25 protein-coding genes are annotated in these 26,097 nt (G+C 64.5%); 11 read left to right on the plus strand and 14 right to left on the minus strand.

From position 1 onward, the window contains the following. Positions 1 to 65: 65 nt before the first annotated feature. The 7 genes from IB230_RS08645 to IB230_RS08675 form a co-directional block, all read right to left on the minus strand. Positions 66 to 704 carry a Rieske (2Fe-2S) protein gene (locus IB230_RS08645; RefSeq protein ID WP_192270958.1) on the minus strand — a complete coding sequence of 213 codons (639 nt, stop codon included), beginning with the start codon at positions 702 to 704 and terminating at the stop codon, positions 66 to 68. 17 nt (positions 705 to 721) lie between these two features. Next, entirely contained in the window at positions 722 to 2,158 is a 1,437-nt protein-coding gene (gene aldA, locus IB230_RS08650; protein ID WP_192270960.1) for an aldehyde dehydrogenase, read from the minus strand. A 70-nt stretch (positions 2,159 to 2,228) separates the two neighbouring features. Beyond that, positions 2,229 to 3,089: a transporter gene (locus IB230_RS08655; RefSeq protein ID WP_225589317.1), complete on the minus strand. Its 861-nt coding sequence runs from the start codon at positions 3,087 to 3,089 to the stop codon at positions 2,229 to 2,231. Between the two features lie 390 nt (positions 3,090 to 3,479). Then, complete coding sequence (locus IB230_RS08660; protein WP_192270962.1) at positions 3,480 to 5,468, minus strand: sigma-54-dependent Fis family transcriptional regulator; 1,989 nt, start codon at positions 5,466 to 5,468, stop codon at positions 3,480 to 3,482. Positions 5,469 to 5,569: 101 nt separating this feature from the next. Beyond that, on the minus strand, positions 5,570 to 7,045 hold the full coding sequence (locus IB230_RS08665; RefSeq protein WP_192270964.1) for a LutB/LldF family L-lactate oxidation iron-sulfur protein: 1,476 nt from the start codon (positions 7,043 to 7,045) through the stop codon (positions 5,570 to 5,572). After that, entirely contained in the window at positions 7,042 to 7,725 is a 684-nt protein-coding gene (locus tag IB230_RS08670; protein WP_192270966.1) for a lactate utilization protein C, read from the minus strand. The genes IB230_RS08665 and IB230_RS08670 overlap by 4 nt, the downstream gene beginning before the upstream one ends. Beyond that, the gene (locus IB230_RS08675) at positions 7,722 to 8,462 is read right to left on the minus strand and encodes a (Fe-S)-binding protein (protein ID WP_343227275.1); all 741 of its coding nucleotides are present in this window, start codon (positions 8,460 to 8,462) and stop codon (positions 7,722 to 7,724) included. Before IB230_RS08675 ends, IB230_RS08670 begins: the two co-directional genes overlap by 4 nt. Before the next feature lie 137 nt (positions 8,463 to 8,599). On the opposite strand from IB230_RS08675, the gene IB230_RS08680 reads away from it, so the two are divergent. Further along, a complete protein-coding gene (locus IB230_RS08680; RefSeq protein WP_192270970.1) occupies positions 8,600 to 9,319 on the plus strand; it encodes an FCD domain-containing protein in 720 nt (239 codons plus the stop codon). A 263-nt stretch (positions 9,320 to 9,582) separates the two neighbouring features. Here IB230_RS08680 and IB230_RS08685 read toward each other — a convergent pair whose 3' ends face one another. The 3 genes from IB230_RS08685 to IB230_RS08695 all read right to left on the minus strand — a co-directional run bounded on the left by IB230_RS08685 (position 9,583) and on the right by IB230_RS08695 (position 12,723). Further along, on the minus strand, positions 9,583 to 10,323 hold the full coding sequence (locus tag IB230_RS08685; protein ID WP_192270972.1) for a CPBP family intramembrane glutamic endopeptidase: 741 nt from the start codon (positions 10,321 to 10,323) through the stop codon (positions 9,583 to 9,585). 340 nt (positions 10,324 to 10,663) lie between these two features. Continuing rightward, on the minus strand, positions 10,664 to 11,902 hold the full coding sequence (locus tag IB230_RS08690; protein WP_225589321.1) for a HAMP domain-containing sensor histidine kinase: 1,239 nt from the start codon (positions 11,900 to 11,902) through the stop codon (positions 10,664 to 10,666). A gap of 77 nt (positions 11,903 to 11,979) precedes the next feature. Beyond that, positions 11,980 to 12,723 carry a response regulator gene (locus tag IB230_RS08695; protein ID WP_192270974.1) on the minus strand — a complete coding sequence of 248 codons (744 nt, stop codon included), beginning with the start codon at positions 12,721 to 12,723 and terminating at the stop codon, positions 11,980 to 11,982. Between the two features lie 243 nt (positions 12,724 to 12,966). Between IB230_RS08695 and IB230_RS08700 the strand changes: the two genes are divergently transcribed. The 6 genes from IB230_RS08700 (at position 12,967) to IB230_RS08725 (ending at position 17,183) form a co-directional block, all read left to right on the plus strand. Further along, positions 12,967 to 13,707: an SDR family oxidoreductase gene (locus tag IB230_RS08700; RefSeq protein ID WP_192270976.1), complete on the plus strand. Its 741-nt coding sequence runs from the start codon at positions 12,967 to 12,969 to the stop codon at positions 13,705 to 13,707. Positions 13,708 to 13,780: 73 nt separating this feature from the next. Further along, positions 13,781 to 14,809: an alpha/beta hydrolase gene (locus IB230_RS08705; protein ID WP_192270978.1), complete on the plus strand. Its 1,029-nt coding sequence runs from the start codon at positions 13,781 to 13,783 to the stop codon at positions 14,807 to 14,809. A gap of 18 nt (positions 14,810 to 14,827) precedes the next feature. After that, positions 14,828 to 15,337: a cytochrome P460 family protein gene (locus IB230_RS08710; protein ID WP_192270980.1), complete on the plus strand. Its 510-nt coding sequence runs from the start codon at positions 14,828 to 14,830 to the stop codon at positions 15,335 to 15,337. A gap of 39 nt (positions 15,338 to 15,376) precedes the next feature. Beyond that, complete coding sequence (locus IB230_RS08715; RefSeq protein ID WP_192270982.1) at positions 15,377 to 15,793, plus strand: organic hydroperoxide resistance protein; 417 nt, start codon at positions 15,377 to 15,379, stop codon at positions 15,791 to 15,793. 123 nt (positions 15,794 to 15,916) lie between these two features. Beyond that, a complete protein-coding gene (locus tag IB230_RS08720) occupies positions 15,917 to 16,621 on the plus strand; it encodes a cytochrome c biogenesis CcdA family protein (protein ID WP_192270984.1) in 705 nt (234 codons plus the stop codon). Between the two features lie 4 nt (positions 16,622 to 16,625). After that, positions 16,626 to 17,183 carry a thioredoxin family protein gene (locus IB230_RS08725; protein ID WP_192270986.1) on the plus strand — a complete coding sequence of 186 codons (558 nt, stop codon included), beginning with the start codon at positions 16,626 to 16,628 and terminating at the stop codon, positions 17,181 to 17,183. 120 nt (positions 17,184 to 17,303) lie between these two features. Here IB230_RS08725 and IB230_RS08730 read toward each other — a convergent pair whose 3' ends face one another. Next, on the minus strand, positions 17,304 to 17,930 hold the full coding sequence (locus tag IB230_RS08730) for a tyrosine-type recombinase/integrase (protein ID WP_192270988.1): 627 nt from the start codon (positions 17,928 to 17,930) through the stop codon (positions 17,304 to 17,306). A gap of 364 nt (positions 17,931 to 18,294) precedes the next feature. Here IB230_RS08730 and IB230_RS08735 point away from each other — a divergent pair, with 364 nt between their 5' ends. Then, positions 18,295 to 18,912: a hypothetical protein gene (locus tag IB230_RS08735; protein WP_192270990.1), complete on the plus strand. Its 618-nt coding sequence runs from the start codon at positions 18,295 to 18,297 to the stop codon at positions 18,910 to 18,912. Positions 18,913 to 19,087: 175 nt separating this feature from the next. On the opposite strand, the gene IB230_RS08740 is transcribed toward IB230_RS08735, so the two are convergent. Beyond that, entirely contained in the window at positions 19,088 to 19,906 is an 819-nt protein-coding gene (locus IB230_RS08740) for a transglutaminase family protein (RefSeq protein WP_192270992.1), read from the minus strand. A gap of 814 nt (positions 19,907 to 20,720) precedes the next feature. Here IB230_RS08740 and IB230_RS08745 point away from each other — a divergent pair. From IB230_RS08745 to IB230_RS08755, 3 genes are all read left to right on the plus strand, one after another. After that, complete coding sequence (locus IB230_RS08745) at positions 20,721 to 21,173, plus strand: fasciclin domain-containing protein (protein WP_192270994.1); 453 nt, start codon at positions 20,721 to 20,723, stop codon at positions 21,171 to 21,173. Positions 21,174 to 22,321: 1,148 nt separating this feature from the next. Then, entirely contained in the window at positions 22,322 to 22,597 is a 276-nt protein-coding gene (locus IB230_RS08750; RefSeq protein ID WP_192270996.1) for a hypothetical protein, read from the plus strand. Positions 22,598 to 22,687: 90 nt separating this feature from the next. Continuing rightward, positions 22,688 to 23,038: a response regulator gene (locus IB230_RS08755; RefSeq protein WP_192270998.1), complete on the plus strand. Its 351-nt coding sequence runs from the start codon at positions 22,688 to 22,690 to the stop codon at positions 23,036 to 23,038. 625 nt (positions 23,039 to 23,663) lie between these two features. Here the strand turns inward: IB230_RS08755 and IB230_RS08760 are convergent. After that, positions 23,664 to 24,326, minus strand: coding sequence for a methyltransferase domain-containing protein (locus tag IB230_RS08760; RefSeq protein ID WP_192271000.1), 663 nt, complete (start codon positions 24,324 to 24,326; stop codon positions 23,664 to 23,666). Positions 24,327 to 24,594: 268 nt separating this feature from the next. Then, positions 24,595 to 26,010 carry a hypothetical protein gene (locus IB230_RS08765; protein ID WP_192271002.1) on the minus strand — a complete coding sequence of 472 codons (1,416 nt, stop codon included), beginning with the start codon at positions 26,008 to 26,010 and terminating at the stop codon, positions 24,595 to 24,597. Positions 26,011 to 26,097 lie beyond the last annotated feature (87 nt).

A 26,097-nucleotide genomic window follows, 5' to 3' on the forward strand; every position in this document is an offset into this window, starting at 1 on the left:
CCTCCCGGATGAAGCGTTGGTGTGTGTGGTGAAAAGCAGAAAGTGGACGTGGACGTGTGCGCGGATCAGGTGGTCGGCGGACCGAGCGGTCCGTCGAACTTGCCGCTGACCACCAGCGCGCCGTCCTTGATCGTCACCGGCAGCATGGCGAGCCGGCGCGTGGCCGGCCCCGTCGTGACGGCGCCGCGGTTGGCCGCGTCGAACACCGAGCCATGGCAGTTGCAGACGATCTGCGTTTGGCTCGGGTGCAGCGTGGTGATGGGACAGCCGTAGTGCGTGCACAGCGACGAGAACGCGACGATGCCGTCGGCGGCGTTGCGGGCGCTGGTCGGTTTCAGGTCGGCCGGCTTCAGCCGCACCACCGTCAGCAGGTTGGCCTTCGAGATCAGCACCTTGCCGGTCGCCGGATCCATCGGGTACGCGAGCACCGGCGGCTTGCCGACTTCGATATCGGCAGGCTTCACTTCCTTGCCCGCCTTGGGCCCGATCATGAAAGCCAGCTTGTCGCCCGGCTCCGGCTTCTGGCTGCGCGTGGCAGCCGGCGCCGGTGCGGCCGCCTGTGCCTGCGCACCACCGCTGACCGCGGCCAACGGCGCCAGTGCGGCCAGCGCGAGTGCGCCGGTCAGCATGCTGCGTCGCCCGCTGTCCTCGGGATGTCCGGCGCATGCGCACGCGCAACCGCCCTGTTCTTTCGCTTCGCTCATCGTGGCTACTCTCTTCTTCAGGGCGTCTGCAGGTAGACCACGTGGGTCTCGGTGAACTCGAGCAGGCCGTGCTTGCCGTCGGCACCGCCGATGCCGGACTTGCGCCGGCCCGCGTGGAAGCCCTGCATGGCTTCGAAATGCTCGCGGTTGATGTAGGTCTCGCCGAAGCGCAGCTCGCGCGCCGCCTTCATCGCCGCGTTGATGTCGCGGGTGAAGATCGACGACGTCAGTCCGTACTCGGAATCGTTGGCCAGCGCGATCGCTTCGTCGAGGCTGTCGACCACCTGGATCGGCAGCACGGGCCCGAACGTCTCCTCGCGCATGATCGCCATGTCGGCACGCGCATCGACGATCAGCGTCGGCTCGTAATGGAAGCCCTTGCCCAGCTCGGCCGGCTTGCCGCCGGTGACGATGGTGGCGCCGTCGCGCTTGGCCTGCTCCACCGCCGCCGCCACCTTGTCCAGGCCCGCCTGGTTCACCAGCGGCCCCATCTGCAGGTCGTCGCGTTCGGACGGATCGCCGTACTTCGTATCGCGGAACAGCTTCACCAGCCGCTCGACCAGCGCTTCATGCGCACCGCGTTCGACGTAGACGCGCTCGGCGCAGTTGCAGACCTGTCCGGTGTTGATCACGCGCGAGTCGTAGATCGCCTTGGCCGCGAGGTCGAGGTCGGCATCGGCCAGCACGATGGCCGGCGCCTTGCCGCCCAGTTCCAGGTTCACGCGGGTCAGGTTGCGGCCCGCCGTTTGCATGATGCGGCTGCCGGTGGCCACGCTGCCGGTGAAGGTGATCAGGTCGACCTGCGGATGTTCGACCAGCGCCTGGCCGGTGCTGCGGCCGAGGCCGCCGACCAGGTTGAACACGCCCTTGGGCAGGTCGGTCTCGGCGACCAGCTTGGCGAATTCGTACGCGTTGATCGGCGTCTCTTCGCTCGGCTTGATCACGATGGTGTTGCCGGTGATCAGCGCGGGCGCCAGCTTGCGGGCGATCAGGAAGAACGGAAAGTTCCACGGCAGGATGCCGGCGACCACGCCGATCGGCTTGCGGAACAGGAAGATGTTCTCGTTGGCGCGGTCGCTGGTGAGGATCTCGCCTTCCAGGCGGCGCGCCCACTCGGCCATGTAGTCGATGTAGTCGGCGGTGAAGTCGACCTCGACCTGCGCCAGCTGCTGGATCTTGCCCTGCTCGCGGACGATCACGCCGGCGAGCTCCTTGCGGTGCTCGCGCAGCTTGGCGGAGATCTTGCGCAGGTAGCCGGCGCGTTCGATCGGCGCAAGCTTCTCCCACGCCGGTTGTGCGCGGCGCGCGGCGGACACGGCGGCGTCCACGGTCGCGGCATCGCTGTCGGGGATCCGCGCGAGCAATGCGCCGTCGGCGGGGTTGGTCACGTCGATGGTCGCGCCGCCGCCGGCGACGAACGCGCCATCGATGTAGTTCTGGTAGGTCTGTGTCATGGGGTTTCCTTTGCTTGTGTTGTCCTTGCAGGCGCGCCATCCATGGGGAACGGCGCACCACCGGCGGTGATCACCACACGTAGGCGTACTTCAGGTTGAGGCTGTCGTTGACGCTGTGGTTCTTGCCGTCGAGCGAAGTCGAGTAGCGCAACGTGATGGACTGGTTGTCGAAGGTATGGACCATCAGGCCCGCGCCGGCATCGACGGCCCAACCGGTCGGCAGGCCATCGTTCGATTCGGTGTGCTCGGCATCCAGCGCCAGGAACGGCTCGAGCCGCTGCGACGCGCGGTAGGCGAAGCGGTTGTTGGTGTGCAGCGTCAGGCCGGGCTGGATGCCGCTATCGCGCCGGCTCTGCCAGACGAAGCCGGCGTCGCCGGTCCAGCCGAACTTGTCGCCCATCCGCCAGTCCCAGAAGAAGCTCGAGAGGTTCTTCCAGTTGGTGTCGCTGACGCGCTCGGTGCCCACCGGCACCTGCACGAACGACTGGAAGCCGAGCGTGGCCTTCTCGCTGGGCTTGTACCAGATGGCGAAGCCCGTCATCGGGTCGCCGATGCCGCTGATGTGGCGGTCGCCTTCCGGAGCGCGCGTGTTGCGGATGGCAACCTCGGGCACGATCACTTCCCAGGCCACGCCGATCTTCTTGTTCGATTCGGGCGTCCAGAAGCGCACGTACTTGGACAGGCCGGTCAATGCCTTGCTGCCCGAGCCGTCGACGCGGTCGCCATCGGCATTGAAGATGCGTCCGTTGTCCTGGTACGTGGCGTACTGCACGAACACGTTGAACGGTTCGAAACCGACCGGCAGCTCGTACTCGCGCGGACCGATCACGTCGAACGTGGTCTGCGCGCTGGCCGTGCCCGCGATCGCCAGCAGCGGCAACAAGGCCAACGGCAACAGGCGCGGCAGCGACGGCATCGTCTCTCTCTTCATGGTGGTGCTTCCCTCCCGAGTGAATGGACCGGCCGGTCCACGGAACGTTGTCCGTGCGGCGGTGGTTCCGGGACTGCTGCGCACGCGCATCAGGTCCACGCAGGAGGTAGCGCAAGCCGCGTGCCACGTTGCAGTGCAACGGAGCCATCGACATGCCTTCCTGTCGAATCAATGACTTGTCGCCGGCTCCTTCGGTGAAAGCCATCAGATCCATGCGGCAGTGCAATGCACATGCGACACGTGCATGCGACCACCTGTCGCAGCTACCTGCGACAGGTGTCGCACCCTCTGGATACGGCGGCGCGATGGCGGCGCAAACGAAGACGGCCCGTCGCAAGGACGGGCCGTCGGGTCGCAGGGTCACGCCCTGCGCGCTGCAGGTGGACGGTGCTAGTCGGTCTGCGTCGGCGACACGATGTCCAGCCGCTTCATCCGCCGGTAGACAGTGGCGCGGCATGCGCCCAGATCGCGCGCGGCTTCGCTGATGTTCCAGCGGTTACGGCGCAGTACCTCCAGCAGCTCGCCGCGTTCATCGGTACCGGCCGCAGGTTCGCGCGGGAACGGGATGACCGTCGCCGTCGCGGGCACGGCGGAGCCGTCGGTCTCGAAGACCTCCTGGGGCAAATGGTCTACACGGACCGTGGCGCCATCGGCGATCGACAGGGCGTAGCACAGGGCATTGCGCAGCTCGCGGATGTTGCCGGGCCAGTCGTGGCGCAGCAGCACCGCCACGGCACCCGGGTCGATCTCGGCCCGCACGCCCATCGCCTGCGCCTCCATCTCCAGGATGCGCTCGATGAGGAATGCCTTGTCGCCGCGTTCGCGCAGCGCCGGCAACGCCAGCGTGGCGCCGCACAGCCGGTAGTACAGGTCTTCGCGGAACGTGCCCGCGACGATCTGGCGGCGCAGGTCGCGGTGGGAGGCGGCGACCACGTTGAGATCCACGCGCACCGGCTCGTCGGCACCCAACGGCAGCACCTCCCGCTCCGCCAGCACACGCAGCAGGCGCGTCTGCAGCGGCAGCGGCATGTCGCCGATCTCGTCGAGGAACAGCGTGCCACCGTCGGAGCGCTGGATCAGTCCCTTCATGCCCTTGCTGCGCGCACCAGTAAACGTGCCCGGCGCATAGCCGAACAGCTCGCTCTCGATCAGCGACTCCGGGATCGCCGCGCAGTTGACCGCCACGAACGGTCGCTCCGCACGACGGCTGGCATCGTGCAACGCGCGGGCCAGGACTTCCTTGCCGGTACCGGTCTCGCCCTGCAGGAAGATGCTGACCGGCTTGTCGACCAGGCGTGCCGCACGTTCCAACAGCTGGTCCATGCGCGGATCGCCACCGGACAGGCGCGACAGCACGCTGTCCTGCACGGGATTCCGCTGCGTCTCGCCCGCCTCCGGCACCTGCAGGCGCGGTGCGGTCTTCGGCGCGATCATCGACGCGTGGTAGCCCTGTCCGTCCCACGTGGTCACCACGCCGCGCGAATCGTGCGACGTTCCCTTGGTCAGCCGCCAGATGTCGTCGATGCGCGTGCCGAACACGCCGGTCAGGTGATGGCCGACCAGTTGCGCGCGCGCGGCGTCGCGCGTGTGCAGCGATTCCAGCAGGCGAAGCTGCTGGCGTGCGCCGCTGTTGGCGCCGACGATGCGGCCGTCGCGGTCCACCGCCAGCATCAGTTCGCCGCAGACATCGACCAGCGGTCCGACCGTACCGAGGCGCAGGATCCAGTGCGCGCGGAACTGGCGGATGAAGTTGGCGTCCTCGATCATCCGCGCATGCAGCACGGTCAGATGGCGCGCCAGGTGCAGGCTCTCGCGCCGGTCCGGCGACGACAGCGCGGACACGTCCAGCGCGCCCATGAAGGCGCCATCGGGATCGTACAGCGGCGTGCTGGTGCAGCTGAGGCCGATGTGGCCGATGTAGAAGTGGTCCTCGCGGTCGCAGATCACCGTCGACTGCTCGGCGATGCAGGTGCCGATGCCGTTGGTGCCGGCGTGGACCTCGTTCCAGTTCGCGCCCAGCGCCAGGCCCGCGCGGCGCAACGGCGCATCCCAGGTGTCGTTGCCGATGAAATCCAGAGTGACGCCTTCCGCATCGGTCAGCAGCAGCACGTAACCGAGATCGGAGACGTGCTTGTAGAGCTGCTCCATGCCGGCGCGCGCGACGTGCAAGTGTTCTTCCACCTGCTGCCGGCATTCGCGCAGGCGCGAGTGGGTTTCGATGCGCACGTCCGGGCGCATCGCCGGATCGAGGGCGTGCTCGTTGGCGCAACGGCGCCACGAGCGGTGGATCAGATCGGTATTGGCGTTGCTTCCGGTGCTGGGCGATCCCGAATGGATCACCCGCAACACCGTTTCGACGTGTTGTTGGACAGTTGCCATGCCACCCCTCCCAAGGCCGGCCGAAGACATTCCCGCTTGCGTGCCGTTCGTGTGTATGGACTGCGGATGCTCCCGGTCCGCGGTCGTTTCCAGCGTGTTCCCTACGTCTCCTGCGTGCTGCGCGTATCGGTGGTGATGCGGGTGCGCGACGTCCGCCATCGCTCGCGCAGCGAGCGCGGCGCTGGCGTCAGCGGCGTACGGGATCGGGTCCAACCGCCCTGGTGCGCAGGCGTGAGGCCGCGCAGCCGGGAAGCGATCCAGGTGAACAGGCGATACCGCACTCCACTGGAATACAGCAGTCGCCACGCCTTCCAGGCGAGGACCTCCGGGATGCTACGCACTGCTCCCTGCCCCTTCAATGCGTCGCGCTGCTGCAGTGCGGGACGATGGTGCCGTCCTGCCTCGCGCAGATGCATCAGCAGCTCGGGGATGGGAATGCCGACCGGGCAGACATCGCCGCAGGCGCCGCACAGGCTGGAAGCGGTCGGCAGGTCGCGGGTCGATTCCAGCCCCAGCAGATGTGGCGAGATGATCGCGCCGATCGGTCCCGGGTAGGTCGTGCCGTACGACAGGCCGCCGATGCGCGCGTAGACGGGACAGTGGTTCATGCATGCGCCGCAGCGGATGCATTGCAGCGTCGCGCGGAAGCGTTCCTCGGCGAAGGCCTGGCTGCGGCCGTTGTCCAGCAGCACCAGATGTACTTCGCGCGGCCCGTCCTTCTCGCCCTCGCGGCGCGGACCGCTGATGACGTTGAGGTAGGTGGTCACCGCCTGGCCGGTGGCCGAGCGCGTCAGCAGGGTGAACAGCGGCGGCACGTGCTCGAGCTTCTCGATGACCTTCTCGATACCGGTGATGGCGATGTGCACGTCCGGCACCGTGGTCGAGAGCCGTCCGTTGCCTTCGTTCTCCACCAGCACCAGCGAACCGGTCTCGGCGACCATGAAGTTGACGCCCGATACCCCGATCTTCGCCTGGCGGAACTTGTCGCGCAGCGCCACGCGGCCGATCGCGATCAGTTCGTCCACGTCCTCGGTGTAGCCGGCGCCGGGGATGTGCTCGGCGAAGATCTTCGCCACGTCCTCTTTGGTCTTGTGGATCGCCGGCATGATGATGTGGCTGGGCCGGTCGTGGTCGAGCTGCAGGATGTACTCGCCCATGTCGGTCTCGACACAGGCGATGCCGTGCTCCTGCATGCGATGGTTCAGTTCGATCTCCTCGCTGACCATTGACTTGCCCTTGACCATCATGCGGGCGTCGTGGCGCGCGGCGATCTCCTGGAAGATCCGGTTCGCATCGGCCGCGTCCTCGGCCCAGTGCACCTGCACGCCGCGTGCGTGCAGCGCGTGCTCCAGCTGTTCCAGCAGGTCCGGCAGCCGCGACAGCGCGCGCTTGCGCAGGTGTTCGCCCAGCGTGCGCAGCCGTTCGAACGCATCCTGTTCGGGGAACTGCGCGGCGCGCTTGTCGGCCAGGTAGTCCATCGCACCGCGGAACCCTCGACGCAATACCGGATCGGCCAGCACGAGGCGCGCGTTGTCCTTGAACGCGACCGGATCGGCGGTGGGCCGTACCGCGCTCATGCCGTGGCCTCGGCGCGCAGCAGCAGGATGACGAGTTCGCGCGGACCGTGCGCGCCGTAGACCAGCAGGCGTTGGATGTCGGCGGTCTTGGACGGTCCGGTGACCAGTAGCGCGTTGGTGGGCAGGCCTGCCGCCCATTGCCGATGCCGCATGGCCGCGTACAGCGTGGGCTGCAGGTCGGTTTCACGCAGCACCGCGATATGCAGCGGCGGCAACAGCGACAGCGTGCGCGGCTCGCGCGCATCCGGCCACAGGATCAGGCTGCCGGTTTCCGCGATGCCACCCAGCGTGGTGGTGATGCCGGCATCGACGGTGTCGAACAGCACCGGCTTGAGCGTTTCGATGGGCGCGTCGTACCAGTCCAGCGTCACTGCCTTCGTGGCGGCGTAAAGGCCCTCGACCAGCACCGTGTCGCGACCGGCCATCAGCCGGCGCACGCCCTTGTCCGCCAGCACCGCGGCGAGCGCGCTCGGCCATGTGGCGTCGTCGGTCTCGATCACCTCGGCACGCCAGCCGCGCGCCTGCACGATGAAGCGCTCGCGCATCGCGGCGACGGATGGCATGCCGGCGTCGGCGTAGTACGCAGCCACGTCGGGTACCGGCAGTTCGACCGGAGCGGCCGCACGCAGCCGCGACAGGATCGCCGAGCGCGCGCGGGTGGAGGCGGCGGGCAGGCTCATGCGCTTGCATCCGGTGCGGGCAGGCCCCAGCGCTCGCGCAGGAAGCTGGCGATATGCCGGCCCTGCAGCGGCGCCTCGCGACGCGCCAGCGTGCCGTTGAGGTTGAGCAGGCAGCCGCAGTCGCCGCTGACGAAGGCAGCGCAGCCGCTTTCCTGCAGGGCATCGGCCTTGTCGCCCGCCATCGCGGCGGAGATCTCGGGCTGCTTGACCGCGAAGGTGCCGCCGAAGCCGCAGCATTCGGATTCGTAGGCCTGGATCTTCAGCTCGACGCCGGGCAGCGCCTCCAGCAGTCGGCGCCCGCTGGCCAGTGCGCCGGTCTCGCGGCGTGCACTGCACGAGGTGTGCAGGCAGATGGACACCGGATCGGCGGTGGCGGGCACGGGCATCGGCAGGTCGGTCGCCGCGAGGAAGTCGGAGAACTCGACCACCCGCGCGCCGATGTCGCGCACGCGTGCCAGCAGCACGGGATCGTCCGCGAACAGCCGCGGCCAGTGGTGCCGCATCATCCCCGCGCAGGAGCCCGATGGCACCACGATCGGCCAACGCTGCGGGAACAGGTCCAGCTGTGCGCTCGCGACCTTGCGCGACTCCTCGGGAAAGCCGCTGGTGTAGGCCGGCTGTCCACAGCAGGTCTGCGCCTCGGGCAGGTGCACGCGGCAACCGATCCGTTCCAGCACGGCGATCGCGTCCAGGCCGGCGTCGGGCATGAACAGGTCCACCACGCAGGTGGCGAACACGTACACGTCCCGAAGGGGGGAGGAGCCGGCAGGATCTGGCGAGCGCATGGCGGGCGGGTCTGTCTTGTCCGGCACCGAGTCTGTGACGCCTTCCCGAGGGCGGTATATTGGTCCGACCAATCCGAGTGCAGGCCGTCATGTCCTCCCAGGTCTCCCAGGTCACCCGCCACCTCGAACAGGCCATCGCCGACGGGCGCTACGTCGCCGGCCGCCGACTACCCGCCGAACGCACGCTCGCCGAGCGCCTGCAGGTCTCGCGAGCGACGGCGCGCGAGGCGATCGGCCTGCTGGTCGCGCGAGGCGTGCTGGAGCGCCGTCAGGGCGACGGTACCTATGTGGTCGCGGCCACCGAGCGCGGGATGGCGGAGATCTGGCAGGACATGGCGCGCAACCATCCGATGCTGCAGGCCGACCTGGTGGAGTTCCGCGCGATGCTGGAAGGCCGCACCGCGGAACTGGCGGCGCTGCGGCACGACGACCGGGATCGCGAGCGACTCCGTTCGGCGCACGTCGCGGTCGATGCGGCCTACAACGGCAGCGACCGGCAGGCGCAGATCCGCAGCGACGTGGCCTTCCACCGCGCCATCGCCGATGCGACGCACAATCCGGTGTTCTCGTATCTCATCGCCTCCCTGCTGGCGCTGCTGCACGACCACGTGCAGGTCAGCCTCGCCGGCCTGTCGCCGCAATCGCCGGTCTCGCAGCAGTTGCGCCGGCAGCACGACGCCCTGCTCGCCGCGATCCTGCAGCGCGACCCCGACCGTGCACGCCTCGCCGCCGGCGGCCACATGGACTACGTCGCCGTCCAGCTCAACGCCCTGCCGCGCGTCTCGCGAACGGCGGAGGCGTCTGCGTAGCCCGCGACCTTCGTCCGCGTCGGCTCAGGGAGAGGCGACACGCGACGGAGATCCGGTATCGGTCAGGCACAGCGCGATGAGGCCTCGCCATCGTCCGCGCGCGGTCACAACGGGTGCGCAGCCTTCCCCGCACCAACGCGGACCCGCCCCCAGCCGGAAGCGGGCACTGTTTCCACGTCGGCTGATCGCGGTACGAAAGGCAGTGGCGTGAGCCAACGGTAGGCTACCGTCGCGCCACCTGCCGCCACGCAGCCGTTTGACCACTACTCCCGGGAAACGGCTTCTCCCGGCTCTCGCTTGACCTTGGAGGCATGTGTCGACAACACCATGCCGTACACCGCGCTCGGCAGCGCCACGAAGGCGAGTACCTGAATCGTCATGGCGTTGTGAACCACGAAATGACCATGTGCCAGCAGCCATTGCGTGGCGACCATGAGCGCAGCATGGAAACCGATGGGCCAGCCGAGATTTCCACCCATCAGCCGCAAGCCACCCAGGATCAGCGCGAAGCCTGGCAAGAACGACCACTGCCCGGGTGCGGCCGTCGCGCCTATCGCCCACGCAAACAACAGGAAGAACGCGGCCTGCGCAACCACGGCCAGCCAAGGCGACAGCCACCGCGCCGCCGAGCCCTGCACGTAGCCCCGGAAGACCAGTTCTTCCGGGATCGCCTCGATCAGCAGCACGACGGGAATCAGGATGGCCAGCGTCGCCAAAGCGGCAAACCCGTCACCGATCATCCGGACTTCCGCAACACCAAGCCATAGCAACAAGGCAGTCACCGGCGCCGCGGTCAGCAGCCACAGCACCGCTCCGCCAAGCACGCCGCGAAGCACGTCGCGCATGCGTGCGAGCCCGAGTACGGAGGGATCAAGTCGATCCCGGCGCAGCGCCAGGACAACCAGAACCAGGGCAAGGGCAGAGATCACGCAGCCCGCCAGGAGTCGCTGCGCCGGCGACGTCGCATCTGGCACCAGCGACAAGCCAGCCTTCCAGATGCCCATGCACGCCAATGTCGCGACACTGCATCGGAGCAGCAGCCCCAAGGCGAATGAACGCCTTGGCACACGGATTCGGGTCACGGTCAGACGGCCTCTCAACTTTCAGGAGCCGGCAGGCCGAGCTCCTTCTGGCCTTACCTGCACCCATGATGGCTTGCCGCAACGACGAATTCAAAGTTGCTGAGGCCGGCTTGAGCCGGCAGGCGCGCATTCGTCGTGACCAACGTAGCGCACATAGAAGTGCCACCTTGGGTAATGACCGGCACACGGTCCGTGATGTTCGCTTGCGGCCAGAAGCGGACATCAGAAAAGTCAGATAAAAACGCTCGAAGCCTTGCGCTGACTAGCCTTGCAAGTGAATCGTCGCCTGTAAACCTCCGCCTTCACGATTCGCCAGGCGTAGTACTCCGCCCAACGCTGAGGTCAACTGCTGGGCAATAGCCAAGCCGAGCCCCGTTCCGCCCGTGGATCGGCAGCGTGAGGGCTCCAAGCGCTGGAAGGGCTTCATGACGGCTTCCAGTTGGTCAGGCGGAATACCGGGGCCACGATCCAACACATCAATGCAGGCGCGCCCAGCATCATCTATACGCAGCCGAGTTTCGACATTCCCCGCATAGTTAAGCGCGTTGTCGATCAGGTTCTGTAGGATCCTGCGCAACACTTGGGGATGGGTGTCCCGGGACGCAGCTGCACTGGAAGCGAGCTCTACGGCTCGTCCCGCGTCCTGATAGTCAGCCACGACACTTTCCAGAAATGCCGCCATATCCAGTCGAACCGCCGGGCCCAATGTGACTGACGCGCTGCGGGCGTAGCTCAGGCCTTCGCGCACCAACAGGCTGAGTTGGTCGATATCGCCGAGCATTCTCTCCTGCTCGGCGGTGGCGTCCAGCGCCTCTGCCCGCAGCCTCAGCCGAGTGATGGGTGTCTGCAGATCATGCGAAATGGCGGCAAGAATCTGGGTCCGCTCGGCAACATGGGTCGCGACGCGCGTCTGGAGTAGATTGAGTGCGCTCGCTGCCTGAGCAACCTCCCATGGGCCATCCTGGGGCAGTGGCGCACCATTGCCGGCGGGGTCCATGCGCTCGGCCGCCTTCGCGAGCTGAGCCAGAGGGCGCGTAGCCAGTCGAACGGCAACGCCCACGCAGATCAAGAGCAATGCGCCCTGCGCGGCCAGCACCCATGGCAACCAGCGTGCCAGGGGCATCAGTGAGGGCGTCACCTCGATGGTCAGAAGCTGGCCGTCGTGGAGCGTCAGCTCTACCTCGTAGCGTTCCGGCTCGGTGGACACCGCTCGTGGCCGTAGCGCGTACTCATGCCCGAGCGCGTCATCGATCAATCCTGTGACTTGGCGTGAGCGTGACGTGGACAACGGCGTACCGGCCTGCGCTGGCCGCAGGAGATAGCGATACGTCCGGCGCTCAAGGCGGGGAATCCACTCGCTCCGTTGATCCGCGTGCAGGTTCTCCAATAGCGCGACGCTGACAGGAATGTCCTCATAGAGGTTCCTGAGCATCATCGAACGAGTTGCATCCGCCCGTTCCTCGAACAGCAGCGCGAAGGACAGCGCGTGCGCGAGCAGCAAGCCCGCTCCTAAGATCAGTAGTAGGCGCGCCCTAAGCGTTCTGGGCAGCCATCGGGTGAAGGCACGGCGCTGCAGGTTCACGGCTCTTCGCCTTCCAGAACGACGGTCTGGCTGAACACGTAGCCCTCGCTTCGAACGGTCTTGATGTACGTCTGCTCACGTGCACCGTCGCCGAGGCGCTGTCGAAGCCTGCTGACAAGAAGATCGATCGAGCGATCGAAAACTTCCGCATCGCGTCCCTGCGTCAGGTTGAGCAGCTGATCGCGGCTCAGGACGCGTCGCGGATGGTCGATGAATACCCGCAGCAGGCGGAACTCGGCTCCACTCAAAGGGTACGCCGTCCCGGCCTTGTCCATCAGATGGCGGGCGGTGGTGTCCAGGCGCCAGTCCCCGAACCCGATCCACCGGCTGGCCTCGGAGACCTGCAGGTTCGGAGGAAGCATGCGCGCTCGACGTATCACGGCGTTGATGCGTGCCAGCAGCTCCCGCGATGAAAAGGGTTTGCTGACGTAGTCGTCAGCGCCCATCTCCAATCCAATGATCCGGTCGGTCTCGTCATCGCGGGCGGTGAGCAGGACCACTGGTACCGCGCGGTGCTTGCCTGCACGGAGATTCCTGCAGAGTGACAGGCCGTCTTCACCGGGCATCATCACATCGAGCACGACCAGATCCACGTCACTGGTATCCAGGACGCCACGCATCTCGCGCCCGTCGGCTGCCAAGCTTACGCGCAGACCATTCCGCTTCAGGTAGTCGCCCACCATTTGACGGATGTCGCGGTCATCGTCGACGACGAGGATGTGATCGGTGTGGGACGACATGTGTCGGAGCTCCGGAAGTGCGGCCACGCGTGGCCATGGATCTTTCGCAGGGGATGGTAGCGCCAGTGGACCGCCCGCCAAGCGGGCGGATGTCGCTTGTTTGTATCAGAACGTATCCACGGGCCGGTTTCGGGAAAAGGGCGACAAATCTCCCTTCATCCAGACACGTCCCGGATACCGGGCGAGCGCGGAATGTGTCCATCGCCGCGGAGCCCCCGTCGGCCACACCCGAAGGAAACGACCATGAACACCTCTGAATCCCCCTCCCCCAAGGCTGCCCTGGTTTTCGGCGGTTCCCGCGGCATCGGTGCGGCCATTGCACGCCGCCTGGCTCGTGAGGGTTACGCCGTTGCCCTGACCTACGCATCGCGCGCCGACAAGGCGGCCGAAGTGGTCGCCGCTATCCAGGCGGATGGCGGCCAAGCCATTGCCCTGCAAGCCGACGCAGCTGATCAGCATGCCATCACGGCAGCTGTCGCCGACGCCACCGCCAGCTTGGGCACTCTGCACGTCGCCGTCGTCAATGCCGGCGTCTATCAAGGCGGTCCTTTGGAGCAGTTTCCGGTGGACACGCTTGATCTGATGCTGTCGGTCAACGTTCGCGGCGTCTTCCTGGCAATCCAGGCTGCAGCCGCCAAGATGGCCGAGGGCGGTCGAATCATCACGATCGGCAGCAACACCGCACAGCGTAGTGGATCGGTCGGTGGCAGCGTCTACGTCATGACAAAGGCCGCCGTCGCCGCGCTGGTGCGTGAACTGGCGCTGGATCTGGCGCCGCGCAAGATCACGATCAACAACATCCAGCCGGGTCCGATCGAGACCGACATCACCGCAGGCTTCCTCGACCATCTTGCTGAGCGCAGCCCGTTGCAGCGCGTGGGACGCCCGGAAGAGGTCGCGTCGCTGGCGGCCTATCTGGTCAGTGCCGAGGCGAGCTACATGACAGGCGCCAGCCTGACGATGGATGGCGGCTACTCCATCTGAATAGACCGCGGCGCGTACACGCGCGCCGTGCCTCCCGATCCATCCCTTCATCCACCCTGCTGGAGGATCCACCATGTTCGCGATCTTTGCCTCGAACCCCCGCCGCCCGCGCACCCTGTCATGGCTGGCGGGCACCTTCCTGATGTTCAGCGGAACCGCATTCGCGCAGTCAGCGACGGAGGTAGTATCTCCAACGCTGCCCCCCGAGCTGGTAGCCGACAAGCATGTCGACGCAGGAGACCTGCGTATCGGCTACGCCGACCTCGGCCCTGCCAAGGGTGAAGTCATCATTCTGCTGCATGGCTGGCCGTACGACATCAACAGCTACGCGCAAGTCGCTCCGCAGTTGGCCGCTCGCGGATACCGCGTGATCGTTCCGCATCTGCGGGGCTATGGCACCACCACGTTCCTCTCCGCGGACACGCCACGGAATGGGCAGCCGGCAGCGCTCGCGTCGGATGTCATCGCATTGATGGACGCCCTCAAGATCCGTCGCGCTACGCTGGCCGGCTACGACTGGGGTGCGCGCTCGGCAGATATCGTGGCGGCCGTATGGCCGGAACGGGTCAAGGCACTGGTGTCGGTGAGTGGCTACCTGATCGGCAGCCAAGAGGCCAGCCGCAAGCCTCTCCCACCGTCGAGCGAGCTGCAGTGGTGGTACCAGTTCTACTTCGCTACCGATCGCGGCCAAGCGGGGTACACGCAGTACACCCACGACTTCGCGAAGAAGATCTGGGAACTGGCATCTCCGCAGTGGAAGTTCGATGACGCCACGTTCCATCGCAGCGCCGCCGCATTGGACAACCCGGACCATGTGGCCATCGTCATCCACAACTATCGCTGGCGGCTGAGCCTGGCCGAAGGCGAGCGGAAGTATGACGCGCTGGAACAGCGCTTGGCACAGGCGCCGGTCATCAAGGTGCCGACCATCACCATCGAAGGTGATGCCAATGGCGCCCCGCATCCGAAACCCGAGGTGTACGCGACCAAGTTCGTCGGAAAGTACGAACATCGCGCCTTCACCGGCGGCATCGGCCACAACCCCCCACAGGAGTCGCCCACCGAATTCGTCCAGGCGGTTGTCGACGCTACTCGCCTTTAAGCCATAGGAGGAGACGCCATGAAAACTGCCTTCAAGTTCCTACTTGCTTCGCTGGCTGTCGGTATGGCCCTGGGCTTGGTGAGTGCAGTACAGGCGTACGACAGCTCACGCCCTGCCGCGCCGATCTATGGTGTGCAACTTCCCGAGGGCTATCGCGACTGGCCCTTCATCGCACCGGCACAGGAGGCCGCGCCGCTGGACGAGTTGCGAGTCGTGGTCGGGAATCCCAAAGCGATGCGCGCGTATCGCGAGAACCAGCGCCCGTTTCCCGACGGAACAGTGCTGGTGAAGTTGGCCTGGAAGCATGAGCAGTCGCCCGACTTCGCCCCCGCATCCATTCCCGGTGCCGCCACCACGGTGCAGGTGATGGTCAAGGACTCAAGCAAGTACGCCGGTACCGGTGGGTGGGGATACGGACGCTTCATCGATGGGAAGCCCGTCGATGAAGCCCAGCACAAGACCTGCCATGCATGCCACGCAGCCCGCGTGAAAGACCGCGACTACGTCTTTACACAGTACGCCCGCTAGCTGTTTCGCTTTTCAACTTCCTCTCACTGGAGATATCCCATGAACGCAATCGATACCGTGCTGTACACCGGCAAGACTCATACCGTCGGCGGGCGTGAAGGCCACACCCGAAGCGACGATGGTCAGCTCGACGTTGATCTCTCGCCTCCCGGTAGCCGTCGTCCCGGCACCAACCCGGAACAGTTGTTTGCGGCAGGCTGGTCGGCCTGCTTCGAAGGCGCGATGGGCATCGCGGCCCGCAAGCTTCGCGTTGCCTTGCCGGCTGAAACCGCCATTGATGCGGAAGTCGACCTTGGGAAGGTGGGTGAGGAGTATCAGCTCCAGGCTCGCCTGGCTATCTCATTGCCTGGAATCGCACCGGAACAGGCTCAGGCCATCATCGACGAAGCGCATCGCACCTGCCCTTACTCCAAGCTCTCGCGCGGCAACATCGACGTGCAGATTCGCTTGGTCTGATGTAACAGCGTGTGTCCCGAGGCACTCTAAGACGATCCGGATACAAACATCCGGGTCGGCGGACACAAGGCGCTGACACAGTCGCGATGCAATGGATACCTCCACCGCGCCGAGTGTTCTCCCATGATCCAATACGTACTGGCTGCCCTTGCAGGCATGGCCACCATCCTCTCTCCCTGCATCCTGCCCATCCTTCCCATCATCCTGGCGACAGGTATCGGAAAGGATCGGGGAACGCCCTTGTGGATCATTGCTGGCTTCGTCGGCAGTTTTGGGGCAAGCGGCATCCTCCTGGGCGCCCTTGCGGCTTCGTCCGGAGAGCTTCAAGCCAGCATTCGTACTAGCTCGATCGTGGTGCTGATGCTGGCCGGCCTGGCTTGCTTCTGGCCAGCTCCCTTCGAGCGATCGGTGGCCTGGGTGCAGTCGCAATGGAATCAGGTGAGGCCGGCCGGCCCTGGCTTGCTACAAGCCAGCGGCAGGTCTGGTGCCCTGCTTGTTGGCGCCTCGCTTGGACTGGCGTGGACCCCATGTGCCGGCCCCGTGCTGGCTTCCGTACTCGCGCTGGCTGCAAGCTCGCAGTCACCCGCGAAAGCCAGCGGGATGCTTGGACTCTATGCAGTCGGCGCCGGCATTCCGATGTTGCTGATTGCCTACGGCGGACGCTGGATCAATTCACGCCTCTCGTTCTTTCAGAAGCATGCCGATCTGCTGAGGAAGGTCTTCGGTCTGATCGCCATAGGCGTCGCCATTCTTCAGCTGCTCCAGTACGACGTATTCGTGTCCGCTTGGGCCACTCAGTGGCTTCCCCCCCTCTCCCAAGGACTCTGATCTCATGAAAAAACTCTCTTCTCTCGCGACCATGCTGGCCGCATGCGTATTCGCTGCCGCGTGCTCCCCTAACGTCCAGGCGGACCCTGTTCATCCCACCCAGACCAGGCCTGCACCGATGGCGCCTGAGTTCAAGGGCATCGACAACTGGATTAACTCCTCACCCCAGAGTATCCAGGACCTTCGTGGGAAGGTCGTTCTGGTCGAGTTCTGGACCTACTCGTGCATCAACTGTGTTCGTGTCATGCCTCACGTCAAGCAATGGCACGCGAAGTACAAGGATCAGGGTCTCGTCGTCATCGGCGTGCACACTCCCGAGTACGGGTATGAGAAGAAGCTGAGCAACGTCCGGGCTGCCGTGCAGCGCTTTGGGATCACCTATCCGGTCGCCCAGGACAATGGCTATGAGACCTGGAATGCCTATGGCAACCGCTACTGGCCTGCCATGTACCTGATCGACCAACAGGGGCGAATCGTGTACCAGCACTTCGGTGAAGGGCAGTATCAAGAAACCGAAGCCAAGATCCGCGCCCTGCTAAGCATGGATCAGAAGGCCCAGTAGTGCAGTGACGGCAACGCAGGATTGAGCTGACATTAGCTAGTCCTGCGTGGCCGTTCTTGTGAATACTTATGTCCGCTTTGGGTCGAAAGCGGCCGGTCTAAGGCCGCTTTCGGAGGCGCGCTACGCCTCGGTCTGCTCTGCTAGCGAGATGGCATCATCCACCTCAACCCCCAAGTAGCGGACGGTGCTCTCAATCTTGGTGTGTCCCAGCAGCAGCTGGACGGCTCGCAGATTCTTGGTCCGTTGATAGATTAGAGATGCCTTGGTGCGACGCATGGAATGCGTCCCGTAGCTCACTGGATCCAGGCCGATGCTAAGCACCCAAGCCTTCACCAAGCGGGCGTATTGGCGTGTAGAAAGGTGGGAAGAGCCTCCTCGCCTGCCGGGAAAGAGGTGATCGTCGAGGCCAAGCTTCTGACTATCGATCCAAGCGACCAACGCATCTCTAGTCTGCGGCGTGATCTCGAACTGCACAGGACGCTTCGTCTTGCGTTGGATGACGCATCCTCGTGAGCCAATATGCGCGCCATGTGCAACATCACGGACTCGCAGCCCGACCCGATCGCATGCCCGCAACTTGCTGTCGATTGCGAGGTCAAAGAGCGCCAACTGCCGGCTATCGCCCTTGAGCTGAAGCCTGACTCGAATCGACCAGATTTCCTTGAGCTTTAGGGGCGCCTTCTGCCCGACCAGCTTACCGAGATTCCAGGCAGGGCGTGCCGCTGAGCGGCCTGAACTTCGCTTCATAGCTTTCTCCAATCCCGAGATGGGATGGAGAGGCTCTAGTTGCCTCCGTGTCGCCCTAGTTAAAAGATGCTAGGCCGCCAGCTTGTCCGCTTTCGACCCAAAGCGGACATCCGCGTTCGGCAATCCACATTAGGCAAATGCGGAACCATGGCTCCATTTCGCGCAGCGCGGCCGTCCGAGTTTGCGCCGGATTGCCTGCCGGACAGTCGCAGCCTAAACTCGCAAAGAAGTTTCGATCTGCGGGCGGCTGCCGAAATACCAATCAGAACTATAGGCGGGCAGATCTGTCCGTATATTCGGTAGTTTGGCGCCATGGTCCACCCATCTCAACTCGCCTGCTTCTGCCATCGGAAACGAGGATCACGTGGAGCCTGAGTGCACGGAGCCAAACTGGAAGACCATTCTGACTCATGAGGCAGGTCATGCTGTTGCTGCGTTGGCTTTGCATGCCGAAGTTGCCGACATAAAGTTGCGGAGTTCAGTTCCAAGAGGCCCTGCGAGTCGTGCGTCGTACAGCCTTCCAGATGTTGAGAGCGGATACGCTCCAAACCCTCGACCACCAATAGAACGAGTCATCGTCTACGCTGCTGGAGCGAAGGCTGAGGAAGTATTGCTAGGAACTACTAACTCCAATGGATTTGGGTCCGACCTGAGAAAGATCGAGCGGGTCCGCGATAGGTTGATGAGAGACGCCGATGTAGGCCATCTGCGAAGCCTTGGACTTCCTAGCGAAAGCCTGAGGACAGCTATTGCGAATGTGCCACAAGCCAAAGCCAATCTCGCAGCCGTAGAGTTAGAGATCGGCTCAAATTATCCAAGAACCAGGGAGATACTTAGCCGCCACCGGAACGCAGTCGAACTGATTGCAAAGGCAGCTCTTGAACGCCTCCAAGAGGTGGAACTTGTAGATGAAATCATCTTGCTGCCTGCCAATCAGGTGCAGTCGCTGTGGGATGAATGTCAGCGGGTATTGCAAGAGTGACGCCTTACCGCTCGTTCAAGCTGACCCGCTACGGCAGGCGCTGGTCTGGCGAAACATCGAATGTCCGCTTCTGGCCGATAGCCGCCATCCTGAGGATGACGTCCGCTTCCGGCCAGGAGCGGACATGCTGGACTGGGACAGGAAGCGCAACTTCGATGTGGCGGCCGCCCGACTGCTAACGTCGGCTGCCTATGAAGGGATGTGGCTGGCCACCAACAGGCTCACCTACCCATACCTGCATTTCCAACGTCTGCAGCCACCCGTAGTTGGTCAGGAACGCGACGTCGGCAGCGTCGCGGCCGTAGGCGACCACGATCCGACCGCCACGGGGCGCAGATTGCGTCGGGTCGAAGGTATACCAGCGGCCGTCCAGGTAGGCCTCGAACCAGGCATGCAGATCCATGGGTTCCAGTCCGTACAGATATCCCACCACCATGCGGGCGGGAATGCGCAAACTCCTGCATAGCGTGATGCCGACATGAGCATAGTCGCGACAGACGCCGGCACGCGTTTCCATCGTGCCGAGCGCATCCGTGGTGGCATCGCTCGCGCCATACCGGTACACGATATGCGAGCGAATCCACTCCACGATCGCGCCTACCTGGCCATTGCGAGGGTCGGCCTCGTTCACGATGGCCTGCGCTTGGTCGAAAGCACGATCGCTGGGACAGAAGCGACTCGGCAGCAGATACTGGAGTGTGTGATCGGGAAGGAGAGCGGCCGGCACCGGCGCGACCCAAGGTGCGATGGCAATATCACGCTCGGTCTCGACCTCCAACTCGGCCCGGATTCTCATACGACCGCGTTGCACCACGAAGCGCTGGCAAAGATTGCCGAATACGTCGACGAACTCGGTCGGCCGAACGTGGGGGTGGAATGCGTACGTTTCGCTGATCAGCCACTGCGCTTCGCCACTGCGTGGTCGCAGCATGGCGACCACCGCACAGTCCTCGATCGATTCCACGACCATTTCGCATCCGGCTAGCAGGCGCATGCTCGCCCCGATGGGGGTGGAGTTACAGACCAAGCGTACCGTTGCTTAGAGGTGCTACTGATACCTCGTCGAGAGTTCTCGCGCATTTCGTGTAGATCTCGCGTTATGCGTCAAAGAACGACCAAGGCTGGGGGCAACGCATACCCGCCAGTGTTGCCGAAAGGATCCGCTGTGATCCGGCCTACCACTGGCCTCCTGAAGATAGGCCGCCGACCAGATGCCGATCATGTCGCGCAGCCTGCGTGACCGCGCTCCCAAGCAAGATTACGCGCTTTCGCAAACCAGGACGCCCGGAGCAGCACTGGAGTTCATCCCGGAGATGCCTGCTCATGCGCGAAGCGACACGCGACGCGACACAAGTCTGCGCTACCGCCGGCAGCCGCTCTGACGGCTCATCCGGAATGGGCCAGCCTTCGTTCTCGGCGCACTGCACGGCTTGGTCCTCAAGGCGATTGGCGATGCCCTGGAAGGGTGGCTGCTTCGAGACGATGCGATGTCGCGTGATGCGCATGAGGCGGCTCCAGCGATTGTGCGGGCCGGCACACTGCGGGCGCGGAAGCTAACCGACATCGGAATTCCGCGTCCCACGACGCTACCACGTAACGCACCACCGCAATCGACAATCGGAAAGGCGGGCGTCACGCCACACTAACAGCGCAACGCGCACCGTTGAGTGGTTACGGTGCAACACCGCATCGGCTGCTCAGCCGCGCAAGACTTCCCCCATCCTACGCATTGAGCCGAACTTGGCACCCGCCAAGTCGCGGCTGCGGCCGTTCATTCGACCTCCCGCAGGTCCTTCGCAGGAACACCCATGGAAATGCAGCACAAGGAAATTCCCGCGCAACGAAACCTGCTTGGCACGCTGAGGAGCAACAGCACGTTCGGCACGTTCATCAATGCGATCGACAAGGCCGGTCTCGCGGCCTCCTTGACGGGTACGGAGCAGTACACACTGTTCGCTCCGACCGATGAAGCGTTCGCGGCACTGCCGGCCGGTACGCTGGAGCGACTGCTTGAGCCAGCCAACAAGGATGAACTGGCCTCGCTGATCAACTATCACCTCGTCAGCGGCCACAGGACCACAAAGGATGTTGGCCAGTGGAAGGCAGCGCGTACCCTGCAAGGACAGCATGCACCGGTTGAAGTCGCCGAAGGGACGCTGAGTATCGGCGGCGCACAGATCACGGAGTCGGACATCATGGCCAAGAACGGCGTGATCCATGTCATCGACAAGGTGAACATACCCGAAGCCAGGCCTCAGTGAGAGAGCTGCAACGGAATGCAAGCGGCGGAGAGCCATCCCGCCATTCTTGTGCGCACTCAGCCCTAGTCGACGCGGCCCTCGTCGACCATGCCTGCCCCTATACGACACGGATACGCCACCATGGATAGTCTGAGTGCGGCCAGCGCCCTTATGGCAAGAATTTCCCACCAACTGAGACCTCCCGCTACAACGACGATGTCTCCCTGCAGTCGTTGCTGCAGACCCAGCCCTGGCGGCCAGCCCTGCGCACGTTGCTTGACCGACGAGCTGGGAGGGTCGATCAAGAACCAAGGAGCAGCGCTGAGGTGGCTCGAATCGACAAAGCAGGTGATCCAGGACGAACAGACGGTGCTGCGCTACGCCGCTCAGGCCTAGCGAGCATTCGCGATCCGGCTGCGTCCGTGCCGTTACCTTTGTGGGCGATCCTGACTCGCTGTGCCTGCGAGTACGACCTCGGTGACACCGGCCATGAGCGCATCCGTCGCGATGAGGCACCTACCACTGGCGTAGCAGAGCCATGACTGACGCGAAGGGGCGCTACCCACTCGACGATACGTCACCTCACGTCATTGCCACTGTTGGAGCAACGGCGTATACGTATCGTTGCTGACGGGTAGTTTCCTCCGCCCCCTACGGGCCGACCGCTCTCCCTCTCGGCTTACTTCGCGATCACCCGCGTGCCGACGAGGTTCGAATGCTAAAGCAGCAGCAAACCCAGGTTTTCATCCTGCATCTTGGCGCACAGCAGTCCATCGGGCCCACCGATCTGCGTACCATGTGGGCCACGGCGTGCTCCTCATTGGACATCGCGGTATCGCGTCGTGTCAGCGGTGTTCGCACTCAGGGGCGGCCGTGTTACACGCTTTGGGCCGGACGGGACTTCCATCGAGCGGCTGCGGAGCAACGCCTGCGAGCGCTTCTGGAGGCGCGAGGGTATCGCTTCACGCTTACCTGCACGGCTCTCTAGCGCCAGCATACGACTGTAGTCCTATGCCGGGTTATCCCGTCCTGCATGGCGATCCAGGTCACCGCTCCCCCGCGCACATCGTGCACATCACTAAAGAATCCCCGGTTCTCGAGCGCTGTGGATCGTCACGCCAACGGCACATCCAGCATGAGATCGTGCCTCGCATCCTCTGGGGTACGTCATGGGCATACGCACCACTGCACTTCCCGAAGGATTCAGATGGCAAGCCGATGCGCAGCGAAGGACGCTGCTATGTCGAGGCCACCCCATCATCGAGATCGGTCCGGAACGCCGCGGCTGGATCGCAAGGATCCTCGTTACGGGCAAGGGAGCCGGCCTTGAGGAGATCGCCGTGCGATCCCTCGACTCTGGCGAGGGCTGGGCTACGCGTTGGGCGCTGGAACGACAAACAGCGCTGCTGCGCGCCGTCGCCGCCATGACCGATTCATCCGGATAGAGCGCCCTGCTCCGCATCTCTGGATCCACTTCTTCGCCTGAAGAACAACGCCCGGCGCTTTCGGCATCTGGCTACTGCAAGGAACACGCAATGCCATCGCGCCCGCAGGTTCTATTCGTCGACGATGCCCTGCTCCTCAGCGAGCTGATGGTGGAGATTCTCGAGGACGAGGGCTTCGCGGTGACCTATGCCGCAAACGGCCCAGAGGCTTTGAGAATTCTGAGGTCAGGCACCTCGTTCAACTGTGTCATCTCCGATTTCTCCCTGCCTGGCTGCTCTGGATCGGAGGTGATCACCGCGACGGTAAGCGTCCTCCCTAACGCATGCGTCATCTTGGCGTCCGCGCATCCTCGCAGCGAGGTCGGGCGCATACCGGACAAGGTTCACTACATGAGCAAGCCGTATCGCATGGAGGACCTGCTCGCGCTGATGAGGCGGTGAACCAACGCCAGACAGCTCGGTGCCGCAACCATTTTTCTCAGTCTTGGCGTTCACGTTCGTCACTAACATCCGATGCTGGCGAAGCACCCTCCTGACTCGCGCTTCGCCGCGCCAGCGTCGTACCAAGCACTTCGATAACGCCACCACTTAGCCGAAAATTCGCCAGATCCTCCGCGAGGCTATCGTGGGTCACCATGGCTCGATCACCGATTTTCCGTCGTGCGAATGTTCGACTTGCCGTGTCCCGAGGATGGGAGGGCGATGCCCCCTTGGACTCTGGGAGCTTGCGTGTACGTTCCATGCTCATCTCCTCTCATCAGAGCGCCAGCGGATGCAGCGCCCAGTGCGGTCTACATAGTCCTCGCGCATGTCGCGGCAGCAGGATCCTGCCAGTACGAAGCGGCGACATACCTCGGGGCGCGCCTCGTGGATGAAACAGCACATGAGAGCGACGTGGATCTCCACGCGCCAGCCTCCGGTGTCGCGCGCCATAACCGTCAAGCCTGCTTTCGTCTGCTCGTTCGGGCGCTGTGGAATCCGGGCCTCCGGCTGCACCGCTAACGTCAACGGCAACACGCGGCATCACCGTTCGCGCACAAGGGCACAGCAACAAGAGGGAGGCCGCTCATACCGACATCCCCCGGCGGTAGTGCAGCAACCGCCCGCGATGGGGTGGCAAGTCTCGGTCATCCATCGGACAAGGGGTCGAATCCACGGCGAAACCCTGCATCGCGAGCAGGCGGCTGAAGCGCGCACTGTTGCCACGCCCGGGATCGGTGATCAGCACCTCGGCACGGACTTCCGCGTGACGTTCGATCACTGCGCTGAGCACGTCCGCGCTGTCGCATTCGTAGAGAACGTCGCTGGCCACGATCGCGTCGAAGCGACCCAGCGACAGCAACGGGATGTCCCAGCGCAGCTGACGATAATGTAAGGCCGGCAATCCGTTGAGAGCGGCGTTGTAGGCGAGGAACACTTCCGCCAGCGGATGGACATCGGAAGCGACCACGTGGGCGCCGCGCTTTTGCAAGACGAGGCTGGCCAGGCCGATCCCGCACCCGATTTCCAGGATGCGCTTGCCGAAGATGTCGAAGCGCTGCATCGCTTGGGCCAGCAAGCGTCCGGCAGGCCACACCTGCCCGAAAAGGCTCCATTGCGCAGGCGATATCCCGATGCGTGCGCCATGGCCGTCGGGGTCGGCGAACTGCTGCTTGTCGCTCAACACGCGTAGGCGATAAACGTACCCACCAACAGCGTGGCGGGTCTCGCGGACCTGATAGCCCGTCATGGGCGCTCCCGGGAATGTGTCGACCGACGCAGCGGGACACGTGAAGGAAAGCGCAGCGAGCGACGGTGTCGGCGGTCGGACGGGACGCGAGAGTGCTACGGCGTCATCCTACGCGATAACTCCTCAGTTTGGGCGGCGGGGCTCCTGCTCCTCTGACAGAGCCGCGAAGCTCCGTCGAACTGACGCCGCATTGATGTCCCCTCGGGTCGGAAGCGGACATAGCTGAATGCCCCTCCATCGCCAGCCGCCGTCGCACAGGGGCCGTACTTCAGCCGTCGCTGCGCGGCCTCGCACGCGGCGCGACGCCCCCTTTGGAGCTGGCCTTCGTCCCCGCACGTACCGGATACACCCGCGATGGCAAGGGCGAACTCATGACGCGGGGACGCGGACCAACCCGCACGATGAATCCGTTCGCGGTCTCTTCCAACACTTCCACCCAGTGCTGCCCCTCCGGCAGGGTCCAGCGCTCACCCGGCTTCAGCATCGAACCCTCGTTGGACGCATGATCGGCAGGCGGCACATCGGCATCCAAGCTGTAGGCGATGCCGTAGTCGTTCACCCGATGGATGATGACCGCGTCGCCTGCGAGCCTGGACTCGTAGCTGCCCGTCCGCCTGCGCGCCTCGACGGTGTAGACGACGGTAGCGAAGGGGTCCGGTTGCGAAGGCATCGCCAGAACGAGCAACTGCACACCTGCCGCATCATGCAGGCTGGCGGCATCCAGCACGACGTCGTAGGTACCCATGTCCTCTGCCGGGATGGTCAGCGCGCGCGCCGCCGTCACCCAGCCCAACCGCCTCCTCTGATACATGTTGATGTGCTTGGGTAGCAGACCATAGGTCGCATCGCTATTGGCCATGCGCCACGCGTCGCTCATCAAGTCCCAGGGATTGTCGAAGGTATCGCCGTCGCCATCGCTGTTGTTGGAGTGCGGCAGGCCGTAGCCATGTCCCATCTCGTGCGCCATCGCGGAGAGATTGGAGAAGGACCACGGCGGGTTCCATGTCGAGCGTGGACAGACGTACACCCCATCCAAGGTCGCGCAGGCGCCCCCGCCCCATGCATATCCATCCAGTTCGCCATTGAACATGAGGTTGATGCCATGTGTGCCGGAGAAGTCGACATCGGGATCCGCCTGTGCCGTGCAGTCGGCGAACAGCAGCGACAGATCGACCTTCGGCTTGCCGCCCGTGGTATCCACGTAGGCAGACCTCGGCCTCGGCAGCGTGTACCAGCCGTGCGCGTCGCTTCCAGCGAGGTCGATGTTGCCGTACGAGACCTCCCACCAGAAATGACCCAACTGGCCCGGCGCATTGCCGTACTGGGACTGGAAGAACTCGCGCGGCTTCTGCTCTGCGTCGATGTCGGCGAACTTGCACATCAGGGTGATCCATCGCGTATTGCCGTGCAGCGGCAAGGACAGCACTGCCCCGCCGTCCACACCTATTGCTGGCATGCGCGACAAGAGGCGGTCGGCAGGCACGATCGCATCGATCCTCCTGGCAGCGCGCTCGATGCGTCCTTCCCGGTGCTGCGCAACGCCTGGCCCCGGCGCGTAGGACACCGCGACGCGGCGATTGGCCAGGGCATAGAGATCGCCCGCTGCGCGCCTGGCCTGGTCCACGTCCAACCGGTAGCGCTGTCTGGGCCCTGCATCCAGCCAGACCTCCAGTTGGGGCGGCAAAGACGCTCTCCCCGCTATCGCAGGTCCTGCATCGCCCCAGCGAAGTTGCAGTACACCCTGGCGTATCTCACGCGCAGACACCTGCCA

The organism is Pseudoxanthomonas sp. PXM01, from assembly GCF_014851815.1.
In the GTDB taxonomy this organism is placed as follows: Bacteria; Pseudomonadota; Gammaproteobacteria; order Xanthomonadales; family Xanthomonadaceae; genus Pseudoxanthomonas_A.